The 19280-nt window shown below is 66.2% G+C and carries 18 protein-coding genes, 1 tRNA gene and 1 riboswitch; of the genes, 16 read left to right on the top strand and 3 right to left on the bottom strand.

Annotation, left to right across the window (positions count from 1 at the left end; translation table 11 throughout):
* The first annotated feature begins 319 nt into the window (after positions 1 to 319).
* From NMG80_RS32220 to NMG80_RS32185, 8 genes are all read left to right on the top strand, one after another.
* On the top strand, positions 320 to 1519 hold the full coding sequence (locus NMG80_RS32220) for a winged helix-turn-helix domain-containing protein (protein ID WP_254021856.1): 1200 nt from the start codon (positions 320 to 322) through the stop codon (positions 1517 to 1519).
* A gap of 29 nt (positions 1520 to 1548) precedes the next feature.
* Positions 1549 to 1752: riboswitch (cobalamin riboswitch) on the top strand.
* Between the two features lie 38 nt (positions 1753 to 1790).
* Positions 1791 to 2225 carry a DUF1636 family protein gene (locus tag NMG80_RS32215; protein WP_254021855.1) on the top strand — a complete coding sequence of 145 codons (435 nt, stop codon included), beginning with the start codon at positions 1791 to 1793 and terminating at the stop codon, positions 2223 to 2225.
* A complete protein-coding gene (gene cobW / locus NMG80_RS32210; RefSeq protein WP_254021854.1) occupies positions 2222 to 3274 on the top strand; it encodes a cobalamin biosynthesis protein CobW in 1053 nt (350 codons plus the stop codon). Before NMG80_RS32215 ends, cobW begins: the two co-directional genes overlap by 4 nt.
* A gap of 18 nt (positions 3275 to 3292) precedes the next feature.
* Entirely contained in the window at positions 3293 to 6943 is a 3651-nt protein-coding gene (locus NMG80_RS32205; RefSeq protein ID WP_254021853.1) for a cobaltochelatase subunit CobN, read from the top strand.
* Positions 6940 to 8439, top strand: a complete 1500-nt coding sequence (gene cobG, locus NMG80_RS32200) for a precorrin-3B synthase (RefSeq protein ID WP_254021852.1) — start codon at positions 6940 to 6942, stop codon at positions 8437 to 8439. The genes NMG80_RS32205 and cobG overlap by 4 nt, the downstream gene beginning before the upstream one ends.
* Entirely contained in the window at positions 8436 to 9077 is a 642-nt protein-coding gene (locus NMG80_RS32195) for a precorrin-8X methylmutase (RefSeq protein ID WP_436798733.1), read from the top strand. Before cobG ends, NMG80_RS32195 begins: the two co-directional genes overlap by 4 nt.
* Entirely contained in the window at positions 9074 to 9832 is a 759-nt protein-coding gene (locus tag NMG80_RS32190; RefSeq protein WP_254021850.1) for a precorrin-2 C(20)-methyltransferase, read from the top strand. The genes NMG80_RS32195 and NMG80_RS32190 overlap by 4 nt, the downstream gene beginning before the upstream one ends.
* Positions 9829 to 10593 carry a precorrin-3B C(17)-methyltransferase gene (locus NMG80_RS32185; protein WP_254021849.1) on the top strand — a complete coding sequence of 255 codons (765 nt, stop codon included), beginning with the start codon at positions 9829 to 9831 and terminating at the stop codon, positions 10591 to 10593. Before NMG80_RS32190 ends, NMG80_RS32185 begins: the two co-directional genes overlap by 4 nt.
* Here NMG80_RS32185 and NMG80_RS32180 read toward each other — a convergent pair.
* A complete protein-coding gene (locus tag NMG80_RS32180) occupies positions 10557 to 11339 on the bottom strand; it encodes a cobalt-precorrin-6A reductase (RefSeq protein WP_254021848.1) in 783 nt (260 codons plus the stop codon). The genes NMG80_RS32185 and NMG80_RS32180 overlap by 37 nt on opposite strands.
* Before the next feature lies 1 nt (position 11340).
* Between NMG80_RS32180 and cbiE the strand changes: the two genes are divergently transcribed.
* From cbiE to NMG80_RS32140, 8 genes are all read left to right on the top strand, one after another.
* Complete coding sequence (cbiE, locus tag NMG80_RS32175; RefSeq protein ID WP_254021847.1) at positions 11341 to 12582, top strand: precorrin-6y C5,15-methyltransferase (decarboxylating) subunit CbiE; 1242 nt, start codon at positions 11341 to 11343, stop codon at positions 12580 to 12582.
* Entirely contained in the window at positions 12579 to 12965 is a 387-nt protein-coding gene (locus NMG80_RS32170; RefSeq protein WP_254021846.1) for a cobalamin biosynthesis protein, read from the top strand. The genes cbiE and NMG80_RS32170 overlap by 4 nt, the downstream gene beginning before the upstream one ends.
* The gene (cobM, locus tag NMG80_RS32165; protein WP_254021845.1) at positions 12962 to 13726 is read left to right on the top strand and encodes a precorrin-4 C(11)-methyltransferase; all 765 of its coding nucleotides are present in this window, start codon (positions 12962 to 12964) and stop codon (positions 13724 to 13726) included. Before NMG80_RS32170 ends, cobM begins: the two co-directional genes overlap by 4 nt.
* Positions 13723 to 14541, top strand: coding sequence for a uroporphyrinogen-III C-methyltransferase (gene cobA / locus NMG80_RS32160; RefSeq protein WP_254021844.1), 819 nt, complete (start codon positions 13723 to 13725; stop codon positions 14539 to 14541). The genes cobM and cobA overlap by 4 nt, the downstream gene beginning before the upstream one ends.
* Entirely contained in the window at positions 14538 to 15869 is a 1332-nt protein-coding gene (locus tag NMG80_RS32155; protein ID WP_254021843.1) for a cobyrinic acid a,c-diamide synthase CobB, read from the top strand. Before cobA ends, NMG80_RS32155 begins: the two co-directional genes overlap by 4 nt.
* 56 nt (positions 15870 to 15925) lie before the next feature.
* Complete coding sequence (gene cobS / locus NMG80_RS32150) at positions 15926 to 16699, top strand: adenosylcobinamide-GDP ribazoletransferase (RefSeq protein WP_254021842.1); 774 nt, start codon at positions 15926 to 15928, stop codon at positions 16697 to 16699.
* 24 nt (positions 16700 to 16723) lie between these two features.
* Positions 16724 to 17734 (top strand): nicotinate-nucleotide--dimethylbenzimidazole phosphoribosyltransferase, encoded by a 1011-nt coding sequence (gene cobT / locus NMG80_RS32145; RefSeq protein ID WP_254021841.1) that lies wholly within the window; start codon positions 16724 to 16726, stop codon positions 17732 to 17734.
* An 83-nt stretch (positions 17735 to 17817) separates the two neighbouring features.
* Positions 17818 to 18354, top strand: a complete 537-nt coding sequence (locus NMG80_RS32140; protein WP_254021980.1) for an MgtC/SapB family protein — start codon at positions 17818 to 17820, stop codon at positions 18352 to 18354.
* 178 nt (positions 18355 to 18532) lie between these two features.
* Here the strand turns inward: NMG80_RS32140 and NMG80_RS32135 are convergent, their stop codons facing one another.
* Together NMG80_RS32135 and NMG80_RS32130 are read right to left on the bottom strand one after the other, a co-directional pair.
* Positions 18533 to 18691, bottom strand: a complete 159-nt coding sequence (locus tag NMG80_RS32135; RefSeq protein ID WP_254021840.1) for a hypothetical protein — start codon at positions 18689 to 18691, stop codon at positions 18533 to 18535.
* A 385-nt stretch (positions 18692 to 19076) separates the two neighbouring features.
* Positions 19077 to 19152 (bottom strand) — tRNA-Lys (locus tag NMG80_RS32130).
* Positions 19153 to 19280 lie beyond the last annotated feature (128 nt).

Below are 19280 nucleotides of genomic sequence, written 5' to 3'. Positions count from 1 at the left end.
TTGGCGGCCAATCCACTCTGATTACAGCACCGGACCCACTTGCGGAAGCGTGACAGTTTAACCACTGAACCGTTTTAGGGGCTCTATGCTGCAACGCGGCGAGGGTTAGCGCAGGGCTTTCGGCGAAGCAAGTCAAACCTTGTTCAAAACACGGTGCTGGGCGGCATATCCGGATAAACTGGTCCGATCCGCTCCTGTTTGATTTCCTTCACCTTTTACTCCACTTTTCTCTCCTGACATAGATGCCGCCAAAACCCTGCTAGCATGGTGCGGAATCATTGCTCCACCCCTGGTCGAACACCAACAGAATGCCGTCTGCATGAAGGAAAAAATCTCGCTCGCCATGGCCCGGCGCATCGCGCTTGCCGCACAGGGGTTTGCCGATCCTCGCCCCAGCAGCACGCCTGACCGCCGTCATCTGGCCCGTGTGCTTGGCCGCACCGGCCTGCTGCAGATCGATTCCGTGAGCGCGGTGGTGCGCGCTCACTATATGCCGCTCTATTCGCGGCTTGGCCCCTACCCGCTCGCCCTGCTCGACAACGCCGCCGTGACGCGTAAGCGCAAAGTCTTCGAATACTGGGCGCACGAAGCCTCCTTTCTGCCGGTCGAAACCTATCCGCTGATGCGCTGGCGCATGGAACGGGCCGAGCGCGGCGAGGAAATGTACAATGGGCTGGCCAAGTGGGGCCGCGAGCGCGCCGCCTACATTGAAGACATTTATCGCGAGGTAGTGTCGCGCGGCCCAATCGCCGCATCTGCCCTCGAAGGCCAGAAAGGCTCGGGCGGCTGGTGGGGCTGGAGCGACGCCAAGCACGCTTTCGAATGGCTGTTCTGGGCCGGCCGCATCACCACGGCGTCGCGTCGCGGCTTCGAGCGGCTTTATGATCTGCCGCAGCGCGTGCTGCCGCCGGCAATACTTGCCCTGCCGGTGCCCTCGCCTGAGGATGCGCACCGCGAATTGCTGCGCATCTCAGCCCGCGCCCACGGCGTCGCGACAGCGGCCGATCTGCGCGACTATTTCCGCCTCTCTCCGGCCGACATCAAGGGCCGCATCGAGGAACTGGTCGACGCCGGCGACCTCTTGCCGGTGACCGTCGAAGGCTGGAGCAAGCCCGCCTATCTCCACAAGGACGCCCGTTTTCCGCGCAAGATCAAGGCGCGCACCTTACTCGCTCCGTTCGATCCCGTCGTCTTCGAGCGAGCGCGCACGGAAAGACTGTTCGACTTCCGCTATCGCATCGAGATCTACACCCCGGCCGAAAAGCGCCAATACGGCTATTATGTGCTGCCGTTCCTGCTCGGCGACAGGATCGTGGCGCGCATCGACCTTAGGGCTGACCGCCCCGCCGGCATGCTGCGCGTCCATGCCGCCTATGCCGAGCCCGGCGCGCCGCCGCAAACCGCCGCCGAACTTTTTGAGGAATTGAAACTGATGCAGGGCTGGCTCGGATTGCAACGCATCGAGGTGACGCCGGCCGGCGATCTGGGTTCGGCTCTCGCCGACGTTGCCGCGTCGTAGACGTGCGTTGACACGACTGCCTCCACAAGCCTAAATCCGGTTCAGACGGTCTCCTCTCGGCAAAGGGAGGAGCCAAGAGGGAATGCGGTGCGAAATCTCGATTTCAAATCCGCGGCTGTCCCCGCAACTGTAAGCGACGAGCCAAGGCCGATAACCACTGGGAAAATCCCGGGAAGGCGGCACCAAGGCGATGACCCGCGAGCCAGGAGACCTGCCGTCTAGGATATAAGAATCCGATCGCCTGGCGGGTTTTCCGGGCAAGGAGCCTGATTTGGAACGCGACAGCAGTTTTTTGGCTGAGACAGCGGGCGTATTGTCCGGCGATGATGATGCTCTGTCCGACGTCACCGTGATCGTCTGCGCCTCCTGCCGCGACGAGACCGGCTCCGACGGCCATCCTCGCGCCGGCGAATTGTTGGCCGAAGACACGCGCCGCGCCGCCTCTGGCGAACACATCCGTATCCGCACCGTCGAATGCCTCGGCAACTGCAAGCGCCGCCTCAGCGCCGCTATCCTGCGCGACGGCTGCTGGAGCTATGTCTTTGGCGACCTGACCACGACCAGCGGCGCCGATCTCGTCACCGGCGCAAAACTCTTCGCCACTTCGACCGACGGCCTCATCCCATGGCGCGGCCGCCCCGATTGCCTGAAGCGCGGCCTCGTTGCCCGCATCCCTCCCCTCGACCTTTTGAAGGACCAGATATGACCGCCCCAGAGTCGTCCGCTAACCTCTCGCGCGTGCCCTGCACCGTCGTCACCGGCTTCCTCGGCGCCGGCAAGACGACGCTGATCCGCCATCTGCTCGAAAACGCCGGCGGCAAGCGGTTGGCCATCATCGTCAACGAGTTCGGCGACATCGGCATCGACGGCGAAATCCTGAAAGGCTGCGGCATCGACACCTGCCCCGAGGAAAACATCGTCGAACTGGCCAATGGCTGTATCTGCTGCACCGTCGCCGATGATTTCGTCCCGGCGCTGGACCAGATCCTGTCTTTGACGCCAAAGGTCGACCATATCCTGATCGAGACCTCCGGCCTCGCTTTGCCGAAGCCGCTGGTCCAGGCCTTCCAGTGGCCGTCGGTGAAGAGCCGGGTGACGGTCGACGGCGTCATTGCCGTGGTCGACGGACCGGCGCTGGCCGAAGGCCGCGTCGCCAACGACATCGACGCCCTGCAGGCGCAGCGCGCGCAGGACGAGACGCTCGACCACGACGATCCGGTCGAGGAGGTGTTCGAGGACCAGCTCGCCTGCGCCGACCTGATCATTCTGTCGAAGAGCGACCTGATGGACGCCGCCGGCTCGGCCCGCGCCCATGCCGTCATCGGCAAGCACGCCGCCCGCGCGGTGAAGATCGTGCCGGCCTCACAGGGCAAGGTCGATCCCTCCGTGCTGCTCGGCCTCGGCCTTGCCGTCGAGGACGACATCGAGAACCGCAAGACCCACCACGACGACGAGCTCGATCACGAGCATGACGATTTCGACTCGTTCGTCATCGACATTCCGTCGATCTCCAATCCCGATGAGCTGGCATTGCGTGTCGCCACGGCGGCGGAGGAACAAAATGTGCTGCGCGTCAAAGGGTTCGTCGAGGTCGGCGGCAAGCCGATGCGGCTGTTGCTGCAGGCTGTCGGTCCGCGCGTCAACCACTATTACGACCGCGCCTGGACCGCCGACGACGACCGCCGCTCGCGCCTCGTCGTCATCGGGCTGAAAGGGCTGAACCGCCCGGCCATCGAGCGTATCCTCGCCGGCTGACCTCAGGCACGAGCCGCGATGCACATCCTCACCACCACATCCGCCTCGCTCGACGATCTCGCCGAGCCGGTCGATCTCAGGCAGACGCCTGCGGATGTCGTGGCGCTGTCCTTCACCGACAGCGACCTCGCCGGGCTGGCGGCGGCATGGAAAGCCGACGCGGATCGCCTGCCGTCGATGCGGCTGGCGGCCTTGCGCGATCTGCGCCACCCGATGTCCGTCGATCTGTGGATCGACAGCGTCGCCCGGCACGCCAGGGTTGTTTTGGTTCGCATCCTCGGCGGTTACGACTGGTGGCGCTACGGCTGCGACCAGCTTGCCTCGACTGCCCGCGCCCGCGGCATAAAACTGGCGCTGCTGCCCGGCGAATGCCGCGACGAGGATTTGCGGCTGATCGAAGGCTCGACGCTGCCGCGCCAAGAGCTCGACAGGCTGCTGGGCTATTTCCGCGAAGGCGGCCCGGAGAATATGAAGGCGCTGGTGCGGAGGCTGGCGCGGCTGGCGGGCCGGGGCGCGGCGGACGTGGAGCTGGTTGTCGTGCCGAAGGCGGGATTTTATGAGCCCGGACGCGGCGACGTCCCCCTCCCCCTCGAGGGGAGGGTCCGGCCGCAGGCCGGGGGTGGGGTTGCCTATGAAGCGCGCCAACAGCAAAAAACGTCGAGCACTGCCGCAACGACCCCACCCGGCCCTGCGGGCCACCCTCCCCTCGAGGGGGAGGGGGACGTCGTGCCAATTCTCTTCTACCGCTCGATGCTGCTAGCCGCCGATGTCGCGCCGATCGACGCATTGTTCGAAGCGCTGCGGCAGCGTGGCATGATCCCTGTTCCCATTTTCGTCTCCAGCCTCAAGGACCCGGCATCGCTCGCCTTTGTCGAGACTGCGCTTGCCGCGCTAAACCCTGCCGCCATCATCACAGCGACTGCCTTCGCCTCGGGTGCCGAGCCCGGCGTCGAAACCCTGTTCGACCGCGCCGGCGTTCCTGTCTTCCAGATCATCGTCGCGACGACACGCCGCGATGTCTGGCAAGACAATCAGCGCGGCCTGGCGCCTGCCGACCTGGCCATGCATGTCGTCCTCCCCGAACTCGACGGCCGCATCCTTGCCGGAGCCGTTTCCTTCAAAGGCGAAAGCGAGGTCGATCCGGCATTGGCTTTCCGAGCGTTCGCCAACCGGCCGGAGCCGGACCGCGTCGCGCAGGTGGCGAACCGTGTCGAGGCGTTTGTGCGCCTGCAGCGCACGCCGCGCGAAAAACGCAAGCTCGCCATCCTGATCCCCGACTATCCGAGCGCCCCCGGCCGCACCGGCTACGCCGTCGGCCTCGACGTGCCGTCCAGCGTGCTGGCGATGCTGCATGACCTGAGCGAACAGGGCTACGTCGTTGAAGGGATTCCGCAAACGCCGCGTGAATTGCTGGAGATGCTGGAGTCGGCCGACCCAGGGTTGGCATTGAAGGAGTATCTGACGTTCTCGAAGGAATTGCCGCCGGCGGCCATCGCTGCGGTAGAGATGGCATGGGGTAGGGCGGAAGATGAAACAGGTTCGCGCGAGGCGCCCCCCTCTGTCCTGCCGGACATCTCCCCCACTTGGGGGGAGATCAGCAGTTTTGCCGTCCCGCCCCTTTCTGCAACGTTGCTCGTGGGCGAGACTGTCGGCGAAGGGGCAATCTCCCCCCAAGTGGGGGAGATGTCCGGCAGGACAGAGGGGGGCGCCACAGAACGCCAATCTTTGAGTTTGGCGAACAACAGGCATTTCCCCTTCCGCGCCGCGACCTTCGGCAACATCACCGTAGCACTCGCCCCCGACCGCGGCCGCTCCACGAATCGTCGCGCCGACTATCACGACCCGACGCTGCCGCCGCGCCATGCGCTGATCGCTTTTGGCCTGTGGCTGCGCAAGTCGCTCGATGTCCATGCCCTCGTCCATGTCGGCGCCCATGGCACGCTGGAATGGCTGCCCGGCAAGACCGTGGCGCTGAGCGAAAACTGTTTTCCCGAGATCGTCACCGGGCCCCTGCCCGTCGTCTATCCCTTCATCGTCTCCAACCCGGGAGAGGCAGCGCAGGCCAAGCGGCGCATTGCCGCCGTCACCCTCGGCCATTTGCCGCCGCCGCTGACCGGCGCCGGACTGGACGAGAACCAGCAGCAGCTCGAGCGGCTGGTCGACGAATATGCCCAGGCTGACGGGCTCGACCGCCGTCGCCGCGATCGCCTGGCGAAGCTGATCGTCGAAACCGCTGAAAAGACTGGGCTCGCCTCCGAGGCCGGCGTCGCCGGAACCGACGCGCCCGACGAAGCGCTGCGCCGCATCGACGCCTGGCTCTGCGACCTCAAGGATTTCGCGATCAAGGACGGCCTTCACATCTTTGGCCGCTCAGCCGAGGGCGAGACCGATCCGCTGCGCCAGCAAAGTGCGCCGGCCGAGAAGGCAGCACTGATCGCAGCCCTCGACGGCCGCCATGTCGCTGCCGGGCCGGCCGGCGCGCCGGCGCGTGGCCGGCGCGATGTCCTGCCGACCGGCCGCAACCTGTTCACATCAGATCCACGCACCATGCCGACGCCGACATCCTTCGATCTCGGCGGGGCGGCCTCCGATGAAGTCTTGCGCAGCTACATGCAATCGCATGGCGACTGGCCGCGTTCGCTGGTTATCGATCTCTGGGGCTCGGCCTCGCTGCGCACCGGCGGCGAGGAAATCGCGCAGGGCCTGGCGCTGATGGGCTGCCGGCCGCAATGGGATTCCGCCACCGGCCGCGTTACCGGCATCGAGGTGCTGCCGCCGGCCACGCTGGGCCGGCCACGCGTCGATGTCACCTGGCGTATATCAGGCCTGTTCCGCGACATGTTCCCGACCCAGATCGCCCTAATCGATGCGGCCGCCAACGCCGTCGCCGCCCGCGACGAGGACGCGTCGGAAAACCCGCTCGCGGCCAAGGCCCGCGCTGACGGTAAGATCAGCCCGCGCATTTTCGGCACCTCGCCCGGCACCTACGGCGCCGGCGTCGAGGATTTATTGTCGAGCGGCGACTGGGCCGCGCGCGAGAAGATCGGTCGCGCCTATCTCGACGCCACCTCGCATGCCTATGGCGGCGCCGACGGCCAAGGGATTTCAGCGCCCGGCGCGTTCGAGGATCGTGTCGCCGAGGCCGAGCTTCTCGTCCATACCGGAGACGACCCCGGCCGCGACATCCTCGAAGGTTCCGCCGATGTCGCCTTCATCGGCGGTTTTTCGGCGGCCCTTGCGGCCCTCGGCAAGAACGCCGACGTCATCGTCCTCGACACCACGGATCCGCAAAAGCCGAAGCCGCGCTCGGTTGGAGCAGCGGTGTCGCGCGTCGTGCGCGCACGCGCGGTCAACCCGCGCTTCATTGCCGGCCTGATGCGCCACGGGCCGCGCGGCGCTTCGGAATTCGCCGAGACCGTCGACCGTCTCGTCGGTTTCGCCGAGACCACCCATGCCGTACCGGGCACGCTGATCGAGGCCGTGCACGACGCCTATCTCGGCGATCCAGAGGTGCGCGCCTTCATCCTCCGCGAAAATCCGGCGGCCGCGAAAATCATCGCCGAGCGCTTTTTGTCGGCACGACGGCGCGGTCTCTGGCACCCGCTGCGCAATTCCGTCGACGACGACCTCGCCGCACTGATCGCCCAAGCCCAGGGGGTGGCGGCATGAATGCCTTCTCCCGACGCGGCGCCTGCCCCGCTTTGTCCGCGCCGATGCGGACCGGCGACGGCCTGCTGGTGCGGCTCAACCCGATGACTGGAGGACTCTCGCCGAAGTCGTTGGTCGGACTCGGTGAATCCGCCTTGCGGCATGGCAACGGCGTCATTGAGGTGACCGCGCGCGGCAGCCTGCAGGTTCGCGGCCTGACACCGACCAGTGCCCGGCTGCTGGCAATGGAGGTCGACGCGCTCGGCATAGCCGTGCGCACCGGCGTGCCGGTCGAGATTGGCCCGCTGGCGGGGCTGGATCCAGAAGAAGTTGCTGACCCGCGCCCATTAGCCGAGCGCATTCGTGCGGCGATCGAAGAAGCCGGGCTGGCAAAGCGCCTTGGCCCGAAGGTTTCGGTGGTCGTCGACGGCGGCGGACGCGTGACCATGGATGCGGTAACGGCCGATGTCAGGCTGGCTGCGATCAGAACCGACGCGGGCGTCCGTTGGCTCTTAGCCGTTGCTGGCGACAGTGAAAATGCGGCGCTACTCGTCACGGTCGAGAAAGATGCTGCCCGCGATATCGCTGTCGCAATTCTGAGGATGGTTGCCGAAAAGGGCCGCGAAGCCCACGCAAGGGATTTGACGGCGAGACAGATGAAATCTCTCGCAAGTTGGCATTCCTTCGCGCCCCCCTCTGTCCTGCCGGACATCTCCCCCACGAGGGGGGAGATCGGCAGCTTCGCCGGCGGCTCCCCCTCGGCAACTTTGGCAATTGGCGAAAGCGGAGACCGGGGCGCAATCTCCCCCCAAGTGGGGGAGATGCCAAGTGGTGGCAAAGAGGGCAGGACAGAGGGGGGCGCCGTGGAGCGCCTTCCTGTGCCGGCTAGCTTCCCCATCGGCATTTTCAATCTGACAGATGACATCGCCCTCGGCATCGGCCTGCCCTTCGGCAGCATGCCAGCGCAAAAACTCATCGGCCTCACGCAACACGCCCTTACCTTGGGCGTCACCGAAATCCGCCTCGCGCCAAACCGCGCCCTGCTTTTCCTCGGCCTCTCTCCGACCGCCTGCCGCTCGCTCCAGCAGGCCGCCGCCGCCCTAGGCTTCGTCACCGATCCTGCCGACCCGCGCACGAAAATCGCCGCTTGCCCCGGTGCGCCGGCCTGCGCCTCCGGCCGGATCGCGACGCGCGACATCGCCGAAACCATCGCCGCAGAAAACCGCGACCTCCTCGATTCCACGCTCACGTTACATATTTCGGGCTGTGCCAAGGGCTGCGCCCATCCCGGCCGGGCGGCGCTGACACTGGTCGGCGGCGATAACGGAGCCGGGCTTGTCGTGGACGGGACGGCAAAGGCCCTTCCTGCCGGATACAGGCCAGGCTATGACGCCGCGCGAGCCGTTGGCCGCATTGCAGCCGCGATCCGCGATGCACGGCTTCGAGGCGAGACCACCGCCGCCTGCCTGACGAGGCTTGGCGCGGCCGGTGTCACCGAACTCTACCGACAGGAATGAACATGCCCGCCCCCTACGACTACATCCATGACGGCACGGCGATCTATGAGCGCTCCTTTGCCATCATTCGCGCCGAGGCCGACCTGTCGCGCTTTTCCGATGCCGAAGCCGATGTCGCCATCCGTATGATCCATGCTTGCGGCCAAGTCGAAGCCGCGCGGCACTTTATTTTTTCCAGCGATTTTGTAGCGGTCGCACGCACGGCTTTGGCGGCCGGAGCGCCGATCTTCTGCGACGCGGAGATGGTCTCGCACGGCATCACGCGCGCCCGTCTGCCGGCCGGGAACGAGGTAATCTGCACGCTGCGCGATCCGCAAACCTCTGACATCGCGAAAAAGATCGGCAACACCCGCTCCGCTGCAGCCATCGACCTCTGGGGCGAGCGCATGGCCGGTTCGGTCGTCGCCGTCGGCAATGCGCCGACAGCACTTTTCTATCTGCTGGAAAGGCTGCGCGACGGCGCGCCAAAGCCTGCGGCGATCATCGGCATGCCGGTCGGTTTCGTCGGTGCTGCCGAATCGAAGGAGGCGCTGGCCGAGAATTCCTACGGCGTTCCCTACGCGATCGTGCGCGGCAGACTCGGCGGCAGCGCCATGACCGCCGCCGCCCTCAACGCATTGGCGAGGCCGGGCCTGTGAACACGATTGTAAAAGGCAGGCTTGTTGGGGTCGGCACCGGTCCCGGCGACCCCGAGCTGCTGACGCTCAAGGCCGTGCGCGCGCTGGCCGAGGCCGACGTGGTGGCGCATTTCGCCAAGCGCGGCAACAACAGCAATGCGCGCGCCATTGCCGGCGCGCATTTTCGTCCTGATTTGATCGAGTTGCCGCTGCTCTATCCCGTGACCACCGAAATCGACAAGGATCACAGCGATTATCGGTCGCAGATAGCGGATTTCTACCAAGAGTCCGCCGAAAAGGTCGCCGAGCATCTCAGCGCCGGCAGGACCGTCGCGGTGCTCTCGGAAGGCGACCCGCTGTTCTACGGCTCCTATATGCATCTGCATGTCCGCCTGGCACACCGCTTTCCAACCGAGGTCATTCCCGGCGTCACCGCCATGTCCGGCTGCTGGTCGGCGACCGGAACGCCGATCGTCCAGGGCGACGATGTATTGACCGTGCTGCCGGGCACAATGAGCGAATTCGAGCTGACGCGCCGCCTCGCCGACACCGATGCCGCCGTCATCATGAAGGTTGGCCGCAACCTGCCGAAGATCAGGCGCGCGCTGGAGGCGACCGACAAGCTGGCGCGTGCCGTCTATGTCGAGCGCGGCACCATGCCGGGCGGCATTTCGATGCGGCTGGCCGACAAGCAGGACGACAACGCGCCATACTTCGCCATCGTGCTGGTCGCCGGCTGGTCCGGCCGGCCCGCCGCACTGGGAGTCGAAGCATGAGTGGCCGCCTGACCGTCATCGGCCTTGGACCCGGCAATGCCGACCAGGTGACGCCGGAAGCGAGCCGCGCCGTCGCCGAGGCAAGATTCTTCTACGGCTACAAACCATATCTCGACCGGCTCGACCTGCGCCCGGACCAGGCCCGCGTCCCCTCCGACAATCGCGAGGAGTTGTCCCGCGCCAAGGACGCGCTGACAATGGCTGCGCAAGGCCACGATGTCGCCGTCGTCTCGGGCGGCGACCCCGGCGTCTTTGCCATGGCGGCAGCCGTCTGCGAGGCGATCGAGGCCGGCCCGGACGAATGGCGTGCCGTCGACGTGGCGATGCTGCCCGGCATCACCGCAATGCTTGCGGTCGCTGCCCGGATCGGCGCGCCGCTTGGCCATGATTTCTGCGCCATCTCGCTGTCTGACAATCTGAAGCCGTGGGAGCTCATCGAATTGCGGCTGCTTGCGGCGGCCGGCGCCGGCTTCGTCATCGCGCTCTACAATCCGATCAGCAAGGCGCGCCCCTGGCAGCTTGGCCGCGCCTTCGAATGCCTGACTGCAATCCTGCCGGGCACCACGCCGGTCGTCTTCGGCCGCGCAGCCGGCCGTCCCGACGAGCGCATCGAGGTTTTTTTGCTGGCGCACGCCGATGCAGAAAAGGCTGACATGGCGACCTGCATCATCATCGGCTCGCCGGAAACCAGGATCATCAAGCGCGGCGAAAAACCAGCGCTGGTCTACACGCCGCGTTCGGCGGCGGGTCCAAGAAAATGACCGACCAGAAGATGATCGACCATCGCGGCAAGGGCCTGGACGGTTTCAGCCGACGCAACGTCCGGCAGCGTCGGCCTGCGGATCATGACCACCTCGATGCCGAGCGCCCGCGCTGCGGCGATCTTGCCGTAGGTCGCCTCGCCGCCGCTGTTTTTGGACACGACGACATCGATGTCATGGCTTTCGAGCAGCTCGCGCTCATCGGCCTCAAGGAACGGCCCGCGCGCCAAGAGATAGGTCGCGTCGGGCGCAGTGAGCCTTGGCTCGACCGGATCGACGCTGCGGATCAGATAGTGGTGCTGGGGTGCGGCCTCGAAGGCGGCGACCTCCTGCCGGCCAAGCGCCAGGAAAACGCGGCGTGGCGCAGCGGCCAGCGCCGTCACCGCGCCGGCAACATTGTCGACCAGCGTCCAGCGGTCCCCTTCGGCAGGCTCCCAGCCTGGGCGCCTGAGCGCGATGATCGGCACGCCGGCCTCATGCGCCGCTTGCGCGGCATTGGCGGAGATTTGTACCGCATAGGGATGCGTGGCGTCGACCAGCAGCTCGATGCGAGTCTCGCGAAGAAACGCCGACAGCCCGTCGGCGCCGCCGAAGCCACCCACCCGCGTCGGCACGCCCTGTGCCGCCGGGCTTTCAGTGCGGCCGGCCAGCGACAATGTGATCGCGAGATCGGTGCGCGCGGCCAGCGTTCCCGCCAGTTGCCGAGCTTCGGTGGTTCCGCCGAGGATCAGAATGCGGTGGGTCATCATGCCTGCTGAAGGTCCGCGCGGCACCAGATACACCTCGAAATGGCTGACGGTGATCGGCATCGGCGATGACGGTGTAGCGGGTCTCGGCAACGAGGCCAAGCGGCTGATCGCCGAGGCCGAATTCGTCTTCGGCGGCACGCGCCACCTTGCGCTCGTCGCGTCGCTCGCCAAAGGCGAGGCACGTGCCTGGCCGACCCCTTTCGATGCCGAAATGCGCGACGTGCTGGCGCTTTCCGGCAGGCGAGTCTGCGTGCTGGCTTCAGGCGATCCGTTCTTCCATGGGGTCGGCGTCACCCTTGCTCGCAAGGTTCCTCCCCAGGAGATGCAGGTGATTCCCGCCCCTTCTGCCTTCTCGCTGGCCGCCGCCCGGCTCGGCTGGGCGCTGCAGGGTATCGAGACCATTTCACTGCACGGCCGCTCGCTCGACCTGATCCGGCCGCTGCTGCATCCAGGCAGCCGCATTCTTGCACTGACCTCGGACGGCGATGCGCCAGCGGCGATTGCGCGCCTGCTGACCGAACTCGATTTCGGCGCCTCGCGGCTGACCATCCTGGAGGCACTGGGCGGCCCGAACGAAAGGCTGCGTTCGGCCCGCGCCGACGCCTTCGACCTGGAAAAGGTCAATCCGCTCAACGTGCTGGCGATCGAAGTTGACTCAATTTTGGAAGCACGCATCCTGCCGCTGACATCCGGCATTGCCGATCATTTGTTCGAGCATGACGGCCAAATCACCAAGCGCGAAGTGCGCGCCATCACCCTGTCCGCCCTCGCCCCCAGGCGCGGCGAATTGCTGTGGGACATCGGCGCCGGCTCCGGTTCGGTCGGCATCGAATGGATGCTAGCCCATCCCACGATGCGCGCCGTTGCCATCGAGGCCGATCCAACCCGCGCCGCCCGCATCCGCCGCAACGGGTCCACCTGCGGCGTGCCCGGTCTTGCCGTCGTCGAAGGCTCGGCACCGCAGGCGCTCGCCGGATTGGGGGCGCCGGACGCGATCTTCATCGGCGGTGGCGGCAGCGACACCGGCGTGCTGGAAACGGCCATCGAGGCCCTGCGCGCTGGCGGCCGGCTGGTCGCCAATGCGGTGACGCTGGAGATGGAGGCGCTGCTGCTCGCCCGTCACGCGTCGCTCGGCGGCGATCTCACCCGCATCGCACTAACCCGCGCTTCGCCGGTCGGCTCGATGCAGGCCTGGCGGCCGGCCATGCCGGTCACCCAATGGAGTTGGGTCAAGCCATGATGGTCGCAGGCATCGGAAGCCGCAAGGGCGTCAGCGCAAGGGACGTGCTTGCCGCCATAGAAACCGCTCTGGAAACGCATGGGTTGGCGATGACGGCGCTTTCGGCGCTCGCCACCGCTTCCCTGAAGCAGGACGAGCAGGCAATCTTCTCTGCGGGCCGCGAACTCGCTCTTCCAGTGATCGTTGTCGAGGACGCTGCGCTCGAGGCCGCGTCGCCGCGCACGATCAGCCGTTCCGATCTGTCGCAGGAGCGTGCCGGCACGCCGTCAGTTTCCGAAGCGTCGGCGCTTGCTGCCGCGGGCAAAGGGGCAAAACTGCTTGGGCCGCGCACCGTGCTCGGCCCGGTCACCTGCGCCATTGCGATCAGCGGAGATGCGGCATGACCGTCCACTTCATCGGCGCCGGACCGGGCGCGGCCGACCTCATCACCTTGCGCGGCAGCCGGCTGCTGGCAAGCTGCCCGGTTTGCCTCTATGCCGGCTCGATCGTCGCCCCGGAACTGTTGCAGCACTGCGCCCCCGGCACGAAGCTGATCGACACCGCGCCGATGTCGCTCGATGAGATCGAAGCGGAATATGTGGCGGCCGACCAGGCCGGCCACGATGTCTCCCGCCTTCATTCCGGCGACCTGTCGGTGTGGAGCGCTGTCGCCGAGCAGATTCGCCGGCTGGAGAAGCACGGCATCGCCTATACGCTGACGCCGGGCGTGCCCTCCTTCGCTGCTGCTGCGGCAGCGCTGCGCCGCGAGCTGACCATTCCCGAAGTCGCGCAAAGCCTGGTGCTGACCCGCATCTCCGGCCGCGCCTCCAAAATGCCGCCCGGCGAGACCCTGGCCGGCTTCGGCCGCACCGGCGCGACGCTCGCCATCCACCTTGCCATCCACGCCATCGACCGGATCGTCGCCGAGCTGACGCCGTTCTATGGCGCCGATTGCCCGGTAGCGGTCGTCTTCCGTGCCTCCTGGCCGGACGAGCGCGTGCTGACCGGCACGCTGGCGACGATTGAGGCGCAACTGGCCGCCGATCCGATGGAGCGCACGGCCATCATCTTCGTCGGCCGCTCGCTGGCAGCGGAAGGCTTTGGCGAGAGCTCACTTTACGACGCCCACTATCAGCGGCGTTTTCGCGGACGGGACGGACTGTGAACGACAGCACCGGAAACAACAGCGGAAACACCACAATCGACCAGGCTTTGGCCCGGCTGAACTTCAAGCCGCGCCAGCTGGAGCCGGGCCATGTCTGGCTGACCGGCGCCGGCCCCGGCGATCCCGGCTGCCTGACGCTGGAAGTGCTGGCCGCGCTTGGGCAGTGCGACGCCCTCGTCTACGACGCGCTGGTCTCTCCTGATATCGTGGCAGTGGCGTCGGGCGCCGAGCTTTTTTACGCCGGCAAGCGCGGCGGCCAGCCGTCGATGAAGCAGGACGACATCACCGCTTTGCTGGTGCGGCTGGCGCGCGAGGGCCGCCGCGTCGTCAGGCTGAAAGGCGGCGACCCCTATATATTCGGGCGCGGCGGCGAAGAGGCGCTGGCGCTGGCCCGCGAAAACATCCCGTACCGCGTCCTGTCCGGCCTGACTTCGGGCCTCAGCGCGCTTGCCGGAGCCGGCATCCCGGCCACCATGCGCGGCATCAACAAGGCGGTGATCTTGGCCACCGGCCACGCCGCCGGCACCGACGATGACCTCGACTGGGCCGCAATCGCCCGCACCGGCCAGCCACTCGTCGTCTATATGGGCATGGCCAATCTGCCGCTGATATCAGCCTCGCTGCTTGGGGGCGGCCTGCCGCCTTCCACGCCTGCTGCGGTGATCGTTGCCGCGACGACGCCGCAGGAGCGCATTGTCGTCGCCACCCTCGCCACCATCGCCGATGAGGCGGCCGCCGCCGGGTTGACCGCGCCGGCGCTGATCGTCGTCGGCGGCATCGTCGCGATGCGCGCGGCATTGGCGGGCGAGCCATGACCCGCGCGATCATCGTCGGCGCGCCGCGCTCAGGCTCCGGCAAGACCAGCGTCACCATCGGTATTTTGCGCGCGCTCGCCCGGCGCGGCCTGAAGGTGCGCGGCGCCAAGTCCGGCCCCGACTATATCGACCCCGGCTTCCACACCGCCGCGACAGGCCTTTCCGGCGTCAATCTCGACAGCTGGGCGATGCCGCCTGCTTTGCTCAACGCGCTGGCCGGTGACGCAACTGAAGATGCCGATTTCGTCTTCCTCGAAAGCGCCATGGGCCTGTTCGACGGGATTCCCGCTGCTCCGGGCCGCACCGGCTCGGCGGCAGATCTTGCCCGGCTCTACGGCCTGCCGGTGCTGCTGGTGCTCGACGTTTCCGGGCAGTCGACCACGGCGGCGGCCGTCGCCAAGGGTTTTGCCACCTACGACCCTGGTGTGCGCATGGCCGGCGTCGTGCTCAACCGGCTGGGCAGCGAACGTCACCGCCGTCTCTGCGGCGACGCCATCGAGGCGATCGGCCTGCCGGTGGTCGGCGCGATCCTGCGCGATCCCTCGCTCAACCTGCCGGAGCGCCATCTCGGCCTCGTCCAGGCCGGCGAATATGAGAATTTGATGGTGCATCTCGACCGGCTGGCCGACACGGTCGAACGCTCGCTCGACCTCGACGCCGTCATGGCCCTGGCGGCGCCATTCGCACCCGCTTCCGGCAGTTTCGACGACGCGCTGCCACCGCCCGGACAACGCATCGCACTAGCCGAGGACGCTGCCTTCACCTTCCTCTATCCGCATGTCGCCGCGTATTGGCGCAAGGCCGGTGCGGAAATCGTCGCCTTCTCGCCGCTCGCCGACGAGGCGCCCAGCGACAGTTGCGATGTCTGCTGGCTGCCCGGCGGTTATCCCGAGCTTCACGCCGGCCGCCTCGCGGCGGCTGCGAATTTCAGGGCCGGCATCGAGGCATTTGCGGCAACACGGCCGGTGCATGGCGAGTGCGGCGGCTTCATGGTGCTCGGCGAAGCGCTGGAGGATGCTTCGGGCGAGACGCACAGGATGCTTGGCCTGCTCGGTCACGCGACCAGTTTTGCCAAGCGAAAAATGAATCTCGGTTATCGCGAGGCGCGGCTGCGCGCCGATTGTCCCCTCGGAGCCCAAGGCACGCTGATCCGCGGCCACGAATTCCACTACGCGCAGATGATTGCCACCGGCAGTGACGAACCGTTGGCCGACCTCGCTGACGGCCAGGGCAATCCGCTCGGCGCCTCCGGTTACCGGCGCGGCCATGTCAGCGGCACGTTCTTCCATGCCATTGCGAGAGGCGAGAGGCGAGAGGCGAGAGCATGATCCCGAACCGGAAGTCCGCGCCAGCGAAAAGTGGGAACCGGTTTTCGGAATAGAGCATGCTCAAACTCCAGACCCTCTCGCCTCGGCAAATCCTCGATGACATCGCGCTCTGCGTGGTCTTCTTTACGCGGCTGCCGCTGCCGGTCGTCGATTTTCGGGACCGCAGCCTTGCTGCCACGATCTGGGCGGCGCCAGTCGCCGGCCTTGCCGTCGCTCTGATTGGCGGCTTGGTCTACGCGGTCGGGACCTGGCTCGGCCTTGCCGCCGGCCCGGCAGCGGCACTTGCCCTTGCTGCAACCTTGCTCGCCACCGGCTGCATGCATGAAGACGGACTTTCGGATGTCGCCGACGGCTTTGGCGGCGGCAGGACACGCGAGAAAAAACTGGAGATCATGCGCGACAGCCGCATCGGCGCCTACGGCGCCTGCGCGCTCGGTCTGTCGCTGCTTGTCCGCTGGAGCGTGCTTTCGGAATTCGCCAGCCCGGCCCAAATATTCTGGGTTCTGATTGCCGCACATGCCGCCTCGCGCGGCTTGTTCGGCGCTTTCATGCATCTGCTGCCGGCGGCGCGCAGCGACGGCCTCTCGGCCGATGCAGGCACCGTGTCGGCCGAAACCGCCATTGCCGGCGCCGTGCTCGGCGCCGTGGCGCTGCTGGCGCTAGGGTTCGGTGGCGCGGTCGCCGCCCTCATCCTGCTCGGCCTGTTGTTTGCCGCCTTCCATATGCTGTGCCTCAGGCAGATCGGCGGCCAGACCGGCGACACGGTCGGCGCGCTACAGCAGCTTGGCGAGATCGCAATCCTGCTGGTCGCATCCGTTTGGCTTTCCTGACTCTGTTTCGGAGATTTTTTCCCCATGCTCTTCAAATCGCTTGATGAATTGCGCGCGGCCTGCCTCGATCTGCATGCCGGCAGCGACGCCGCGGCGGATGCTGTCGCCCGCCGCCAGGACACGCTGACAAAGCCACAAGGCAGCCTTGGCCGATTGGAAGCAATAGCCGCGTGGCTGGCCCGCTGGCAGGGCCGCGACATGCCGCAGCTCGATCGCGTAAAAGTCTTGGTCTTTGCCGGCAACCACGGCGTCACCGCACAGGGCGTGTCGGCCTTCCCGTCGGAGGTCACGGTGCAGATGGTGGCGAATTTCGCCACCGGCGGTGCCGCCATCAACCAGCTTGCCCGCATCGCCGGCGCCGAACTCGACGTCATTCCGCTCGACCTCGACCGTCCGACCGGCGATTTCACGCAAATGCCGGCGATGGATAACGAGGTCTTCCTCGCCGCCGTCTCGGCCGGCTACGGCGCGGTGACGAAAGACCTCGACGTCGTCTGTTTCGGTGAAATGGGCATCGGCAACACCACGCCGGCGGCGGCCATTTCGGCCGCCCTCTTCGGCGGCGGCGCGGAAAAATGGACAGGGCGCGGCACCGGCGTCGACGATGCCGGCCTGGTGCGCAAGATCACCGCCATCGAGGCCGGCCTCAAGCGCCACGCCGAGGCCGTTGCCGACCCGCTGATGGTCGCAGCCGCCCTTGGCGGGCGCGAACTCGCCGCCATCCTTGGCGCGACGCTGGCGGCGCGCCATTTAGGCGTGCCGGTGCTGCTCGACGGCTTCGTCTGCACCGCCGCCGCCGCACCGCTGGCAAGATTGCACCCCGCCGGCCTCGCCCACACGCTTGCCGCTCATGTATCGGCCGAATCCGGCCATCGCCGGCTGCTCGAGGCGCTCGGCCTGCCGCCGCTGCTCGATCTCGGCATGCGGCTCGGCGAAGGCTCAGGCGCCTGCCTCGCCGTCAACATCGTTCGCTCGGCTCTCGAATGCCATGCCCGCATGGCAAGCTTTGCCGAGGCTGGTGTTTCGGAGAAGTAAATTTCCTCAACTTGGAAATCAAATCTTGCCCTGGGGAACCTGGCCGGCCCGAGCACGTTGTGGCCGGTCAGCCCGGGTTACGCATGCAACAGCTTTTCCAGGAATTTGGCCATCCGACATACGTCCCGTTTCCCGTAATTGCGGCGAGGCTTCTACTGGCGGCGATCTTCGGTGCGGCGATCGGTTTCGAACGCGAATGGCGAAATCGGCCTGCCGGGCTTCGCACCCATATCCTGGTCTGCGTGGCAGCGGCTACCTTCGGTATTCTGACGATTGAAATCATTCACGCGCCGATGTTTCAGCAGGATTCCGTGAGGGTCGATCCGATTCGTGTTGTCGAAGCGGTTACCGCTGGCGTCGCGTTCCTTGCTGCCGGAACGATTTTGTTTTCGAAAGGCGAGGTTCAAGGGCTGACGACCGGTGCAGGCATGTGGCTGTCTGGGGCAATTGGCGTGGCCTGCGGGCTCGGTCTGTGGCAAGTGGCGGCACTCGGCACGCTTTTGGTGCTCGTCGTGGCAGGCCTTCTCTACAGTTTTGCCGCCAAGTCCGGTATTGGCGAGAACACCGGACAAGAAAAGCCCATGTCGGAAGAAGACGTGCCCAAGCCGCCGAAAGGCTGAGGAACGCCCCGCGTGCTAGGAAAGAACGGCGTGCGTGGCGGCCCCCCCAAAGTGGCGCGGCCAACTTTGCGTGACGCAGCACTGCGCTTGATCACAATTCAGCCCATTCGCGAGATCGATACGGCTGACTCGGTGTCCAGATCAGGCGGGAACCAAGTCCTAAAGCTTCGGCCTTAGATCATGGCTCAAACAGGCGCGCCTCTCTAAGGATCGAAGCACGATCGAACCCGATCAGCGATGCGATGTCGCGTATTTGCTGCTCAGTAGCACCTGACTCTCGCGCAAGCGCGCGTACATGGTCGTCCGTCAGGCCGGCCTGCTTTGCTTCTTCTGCCATCACACGAATGCCTCGCTTTTGGGGCAGGAGTGCCGTGGTCCCTCCTAAGCATCAGCGCCCATTGCATGCCTGACGATGTAGTCTTGTACGCTTTCGGACAAATTTTGAACAGTCGCCTTCCCTTACCGGTCGCGATCCCCGCCGGAACTCTGGTGTCGTCCGGATCTCGATAGACGCCTCGGCATTGCCGAGAAGCCGACCGGGATGGAAGAACGGTTCGTCGGCGCGATGGCCGCGTTTGCAGTCCCGCTGGGCCGAGGTAAAACCGCTCGCGCTGCAACTGGAACAGAACGCGAATTGGAAACCAACCGTCAGGATTGGAAACCGCTATGTTCGCAACACTCGTTCCAAGTAGCGAAAAAGCGAGTAATATCAACGGATTAAATGGTGGGTGCGACAGGGATCGAACCTGTGACCCGCTGATTAAGAGTCAGCTGCTCTACCAACTGAGCTACGCACCCACTCGCCGGTAAAACCAGCGTCGGCGGGCATATAGCCGCCGCCATCCGCCATGTCCAGCCCTGCCGGATTCATTTCCCGACAAATCGCGCCGGGTTTCGTCATCCTAGGGCGAGCGAACGCGAAGCGG

This window comes from Mesorhizobium escarrei (assembly GCF_935825525.1).
Classification (GTDB): Bacteria; Pseudomonadota; Alphaproteobacteria; order Rhizobiales; family Rhizobiaceae; genus Mesorhizobium; species Mesorhizobium escarrei.
This window is presented reverse-complemented; position numbering and strand designations above follow the sequence as displayed.

What these genes read in the sequence shown, in the direction of transcription:
- cbiE (WP_254021847.1), top strand. Translation starts at nt 11,341, where the DNA reads ATGCCTGCTGAAGGTCCGCGCGGCACCAGATACACCTCGAAATGGCTG.
- NMG80_RS32180 (WP_254021848.1), bottom strand. Translation starts at nt 11,339, where the DNA reads ATGACCCACCGCATTCTGATCCTCGGCGGAACCACCGAAGCTCGGCAA.
- cobM (WP_254021845.1), top strand. Translation starts at nt 12,962, where the DNA reads ATGACCGTCCACTTCATCGGCGCCGGACCGGGCGCGGCCGACCTCATC.
- cobG (WP_254021852.1), top strand. Translation starts at nt 6,940, where the DNA reads ATGAATGCCTTCTCCCGACGCGGCGCCTGCCCCGCTTTGTCCGCGCCG.
- NMG80_RS32140 (WP_254021980.1), top strand. Translation starts at nt 17,818, where the DNA reads ATGCAACAGCTTTTCCAGGAATTTGGCCATCCGACATACGTCCCGTTT.
- NMG80_RS32220 (WP_254021856.1), top strand. Translation starts at nt 320, where the DNA reads ATGAAGGAAAAAATCTCGCTCGCCATGGCCCGGCGCATCGCGCTTGCC.
- NMG80_RS32155 (WP_254021843.1), top strand. Translation starts at nt 14,538, where the DNA reads ATGACCCGCGCGATCATCGTCGGCGCGCCGCGCTCAGGCTCCGGCAAG.
- cobT (WP_254021841.1), top strand. Translation starts at nt 16,724, where the DNA reads ATGCTCTTCAAATCGCTTGATGAATTGCGCGCGGCCTGCCTCGATCTG.
- NMG80_RS32185 (WP_254021849.1), top strand. Translation starts at nt 9,829, where the DNA reads ATGAGTGGCCGCCTGACCGTCATCGGCCTTGGACCCGGCAATGCCGAC.
- NMG80_RS32195 (WP_436798733.1), top strand. Translation starts at nt 8,436, where the DNA reads ATGAACATGCCCGCCCCCTACGACTACATCCATGACGGCACGGCGATC.
- cobS (WP_254021842.1), top strand. Translation starts at nt 15,926, where the DNA reads ATGCTCAAACTCCAGACCCTCTCGCCTCGGCAAATCCTCGATGACATC.
- NMG80_RS32170 (WP_254021846.1), top strand. Translation starts at nt 12,579, where the DNA reads ATGATGGTCGCAGGCATCGGAAGCCGCAAGGGCGTCAGCGCAAGGGAC.
- NMG80_RS32205 (WP_254021853.1), top strand. Translation starts at nt 3,293, where the DNA reads ATGCACATCCTCACCACCACATCCGCCTCGCTCGACGATCTCGCCGAG.
- cobW (WP_254021854.1), top strand. Translation starts at nt 2,222, where the DNA reads ATGACCGCCCCAGAGTCGTCCGCTAACCTCTCGCGCGTGCCCTGCACC.
- NMG80_RS32135 (WP_254021840.1), bottom strand. Translation starts at nt 18,691, where the DNA reads ATGGCAGAAGAAGCAAAGCAGGCCGGCCTGACGGACGACCATGTACGC.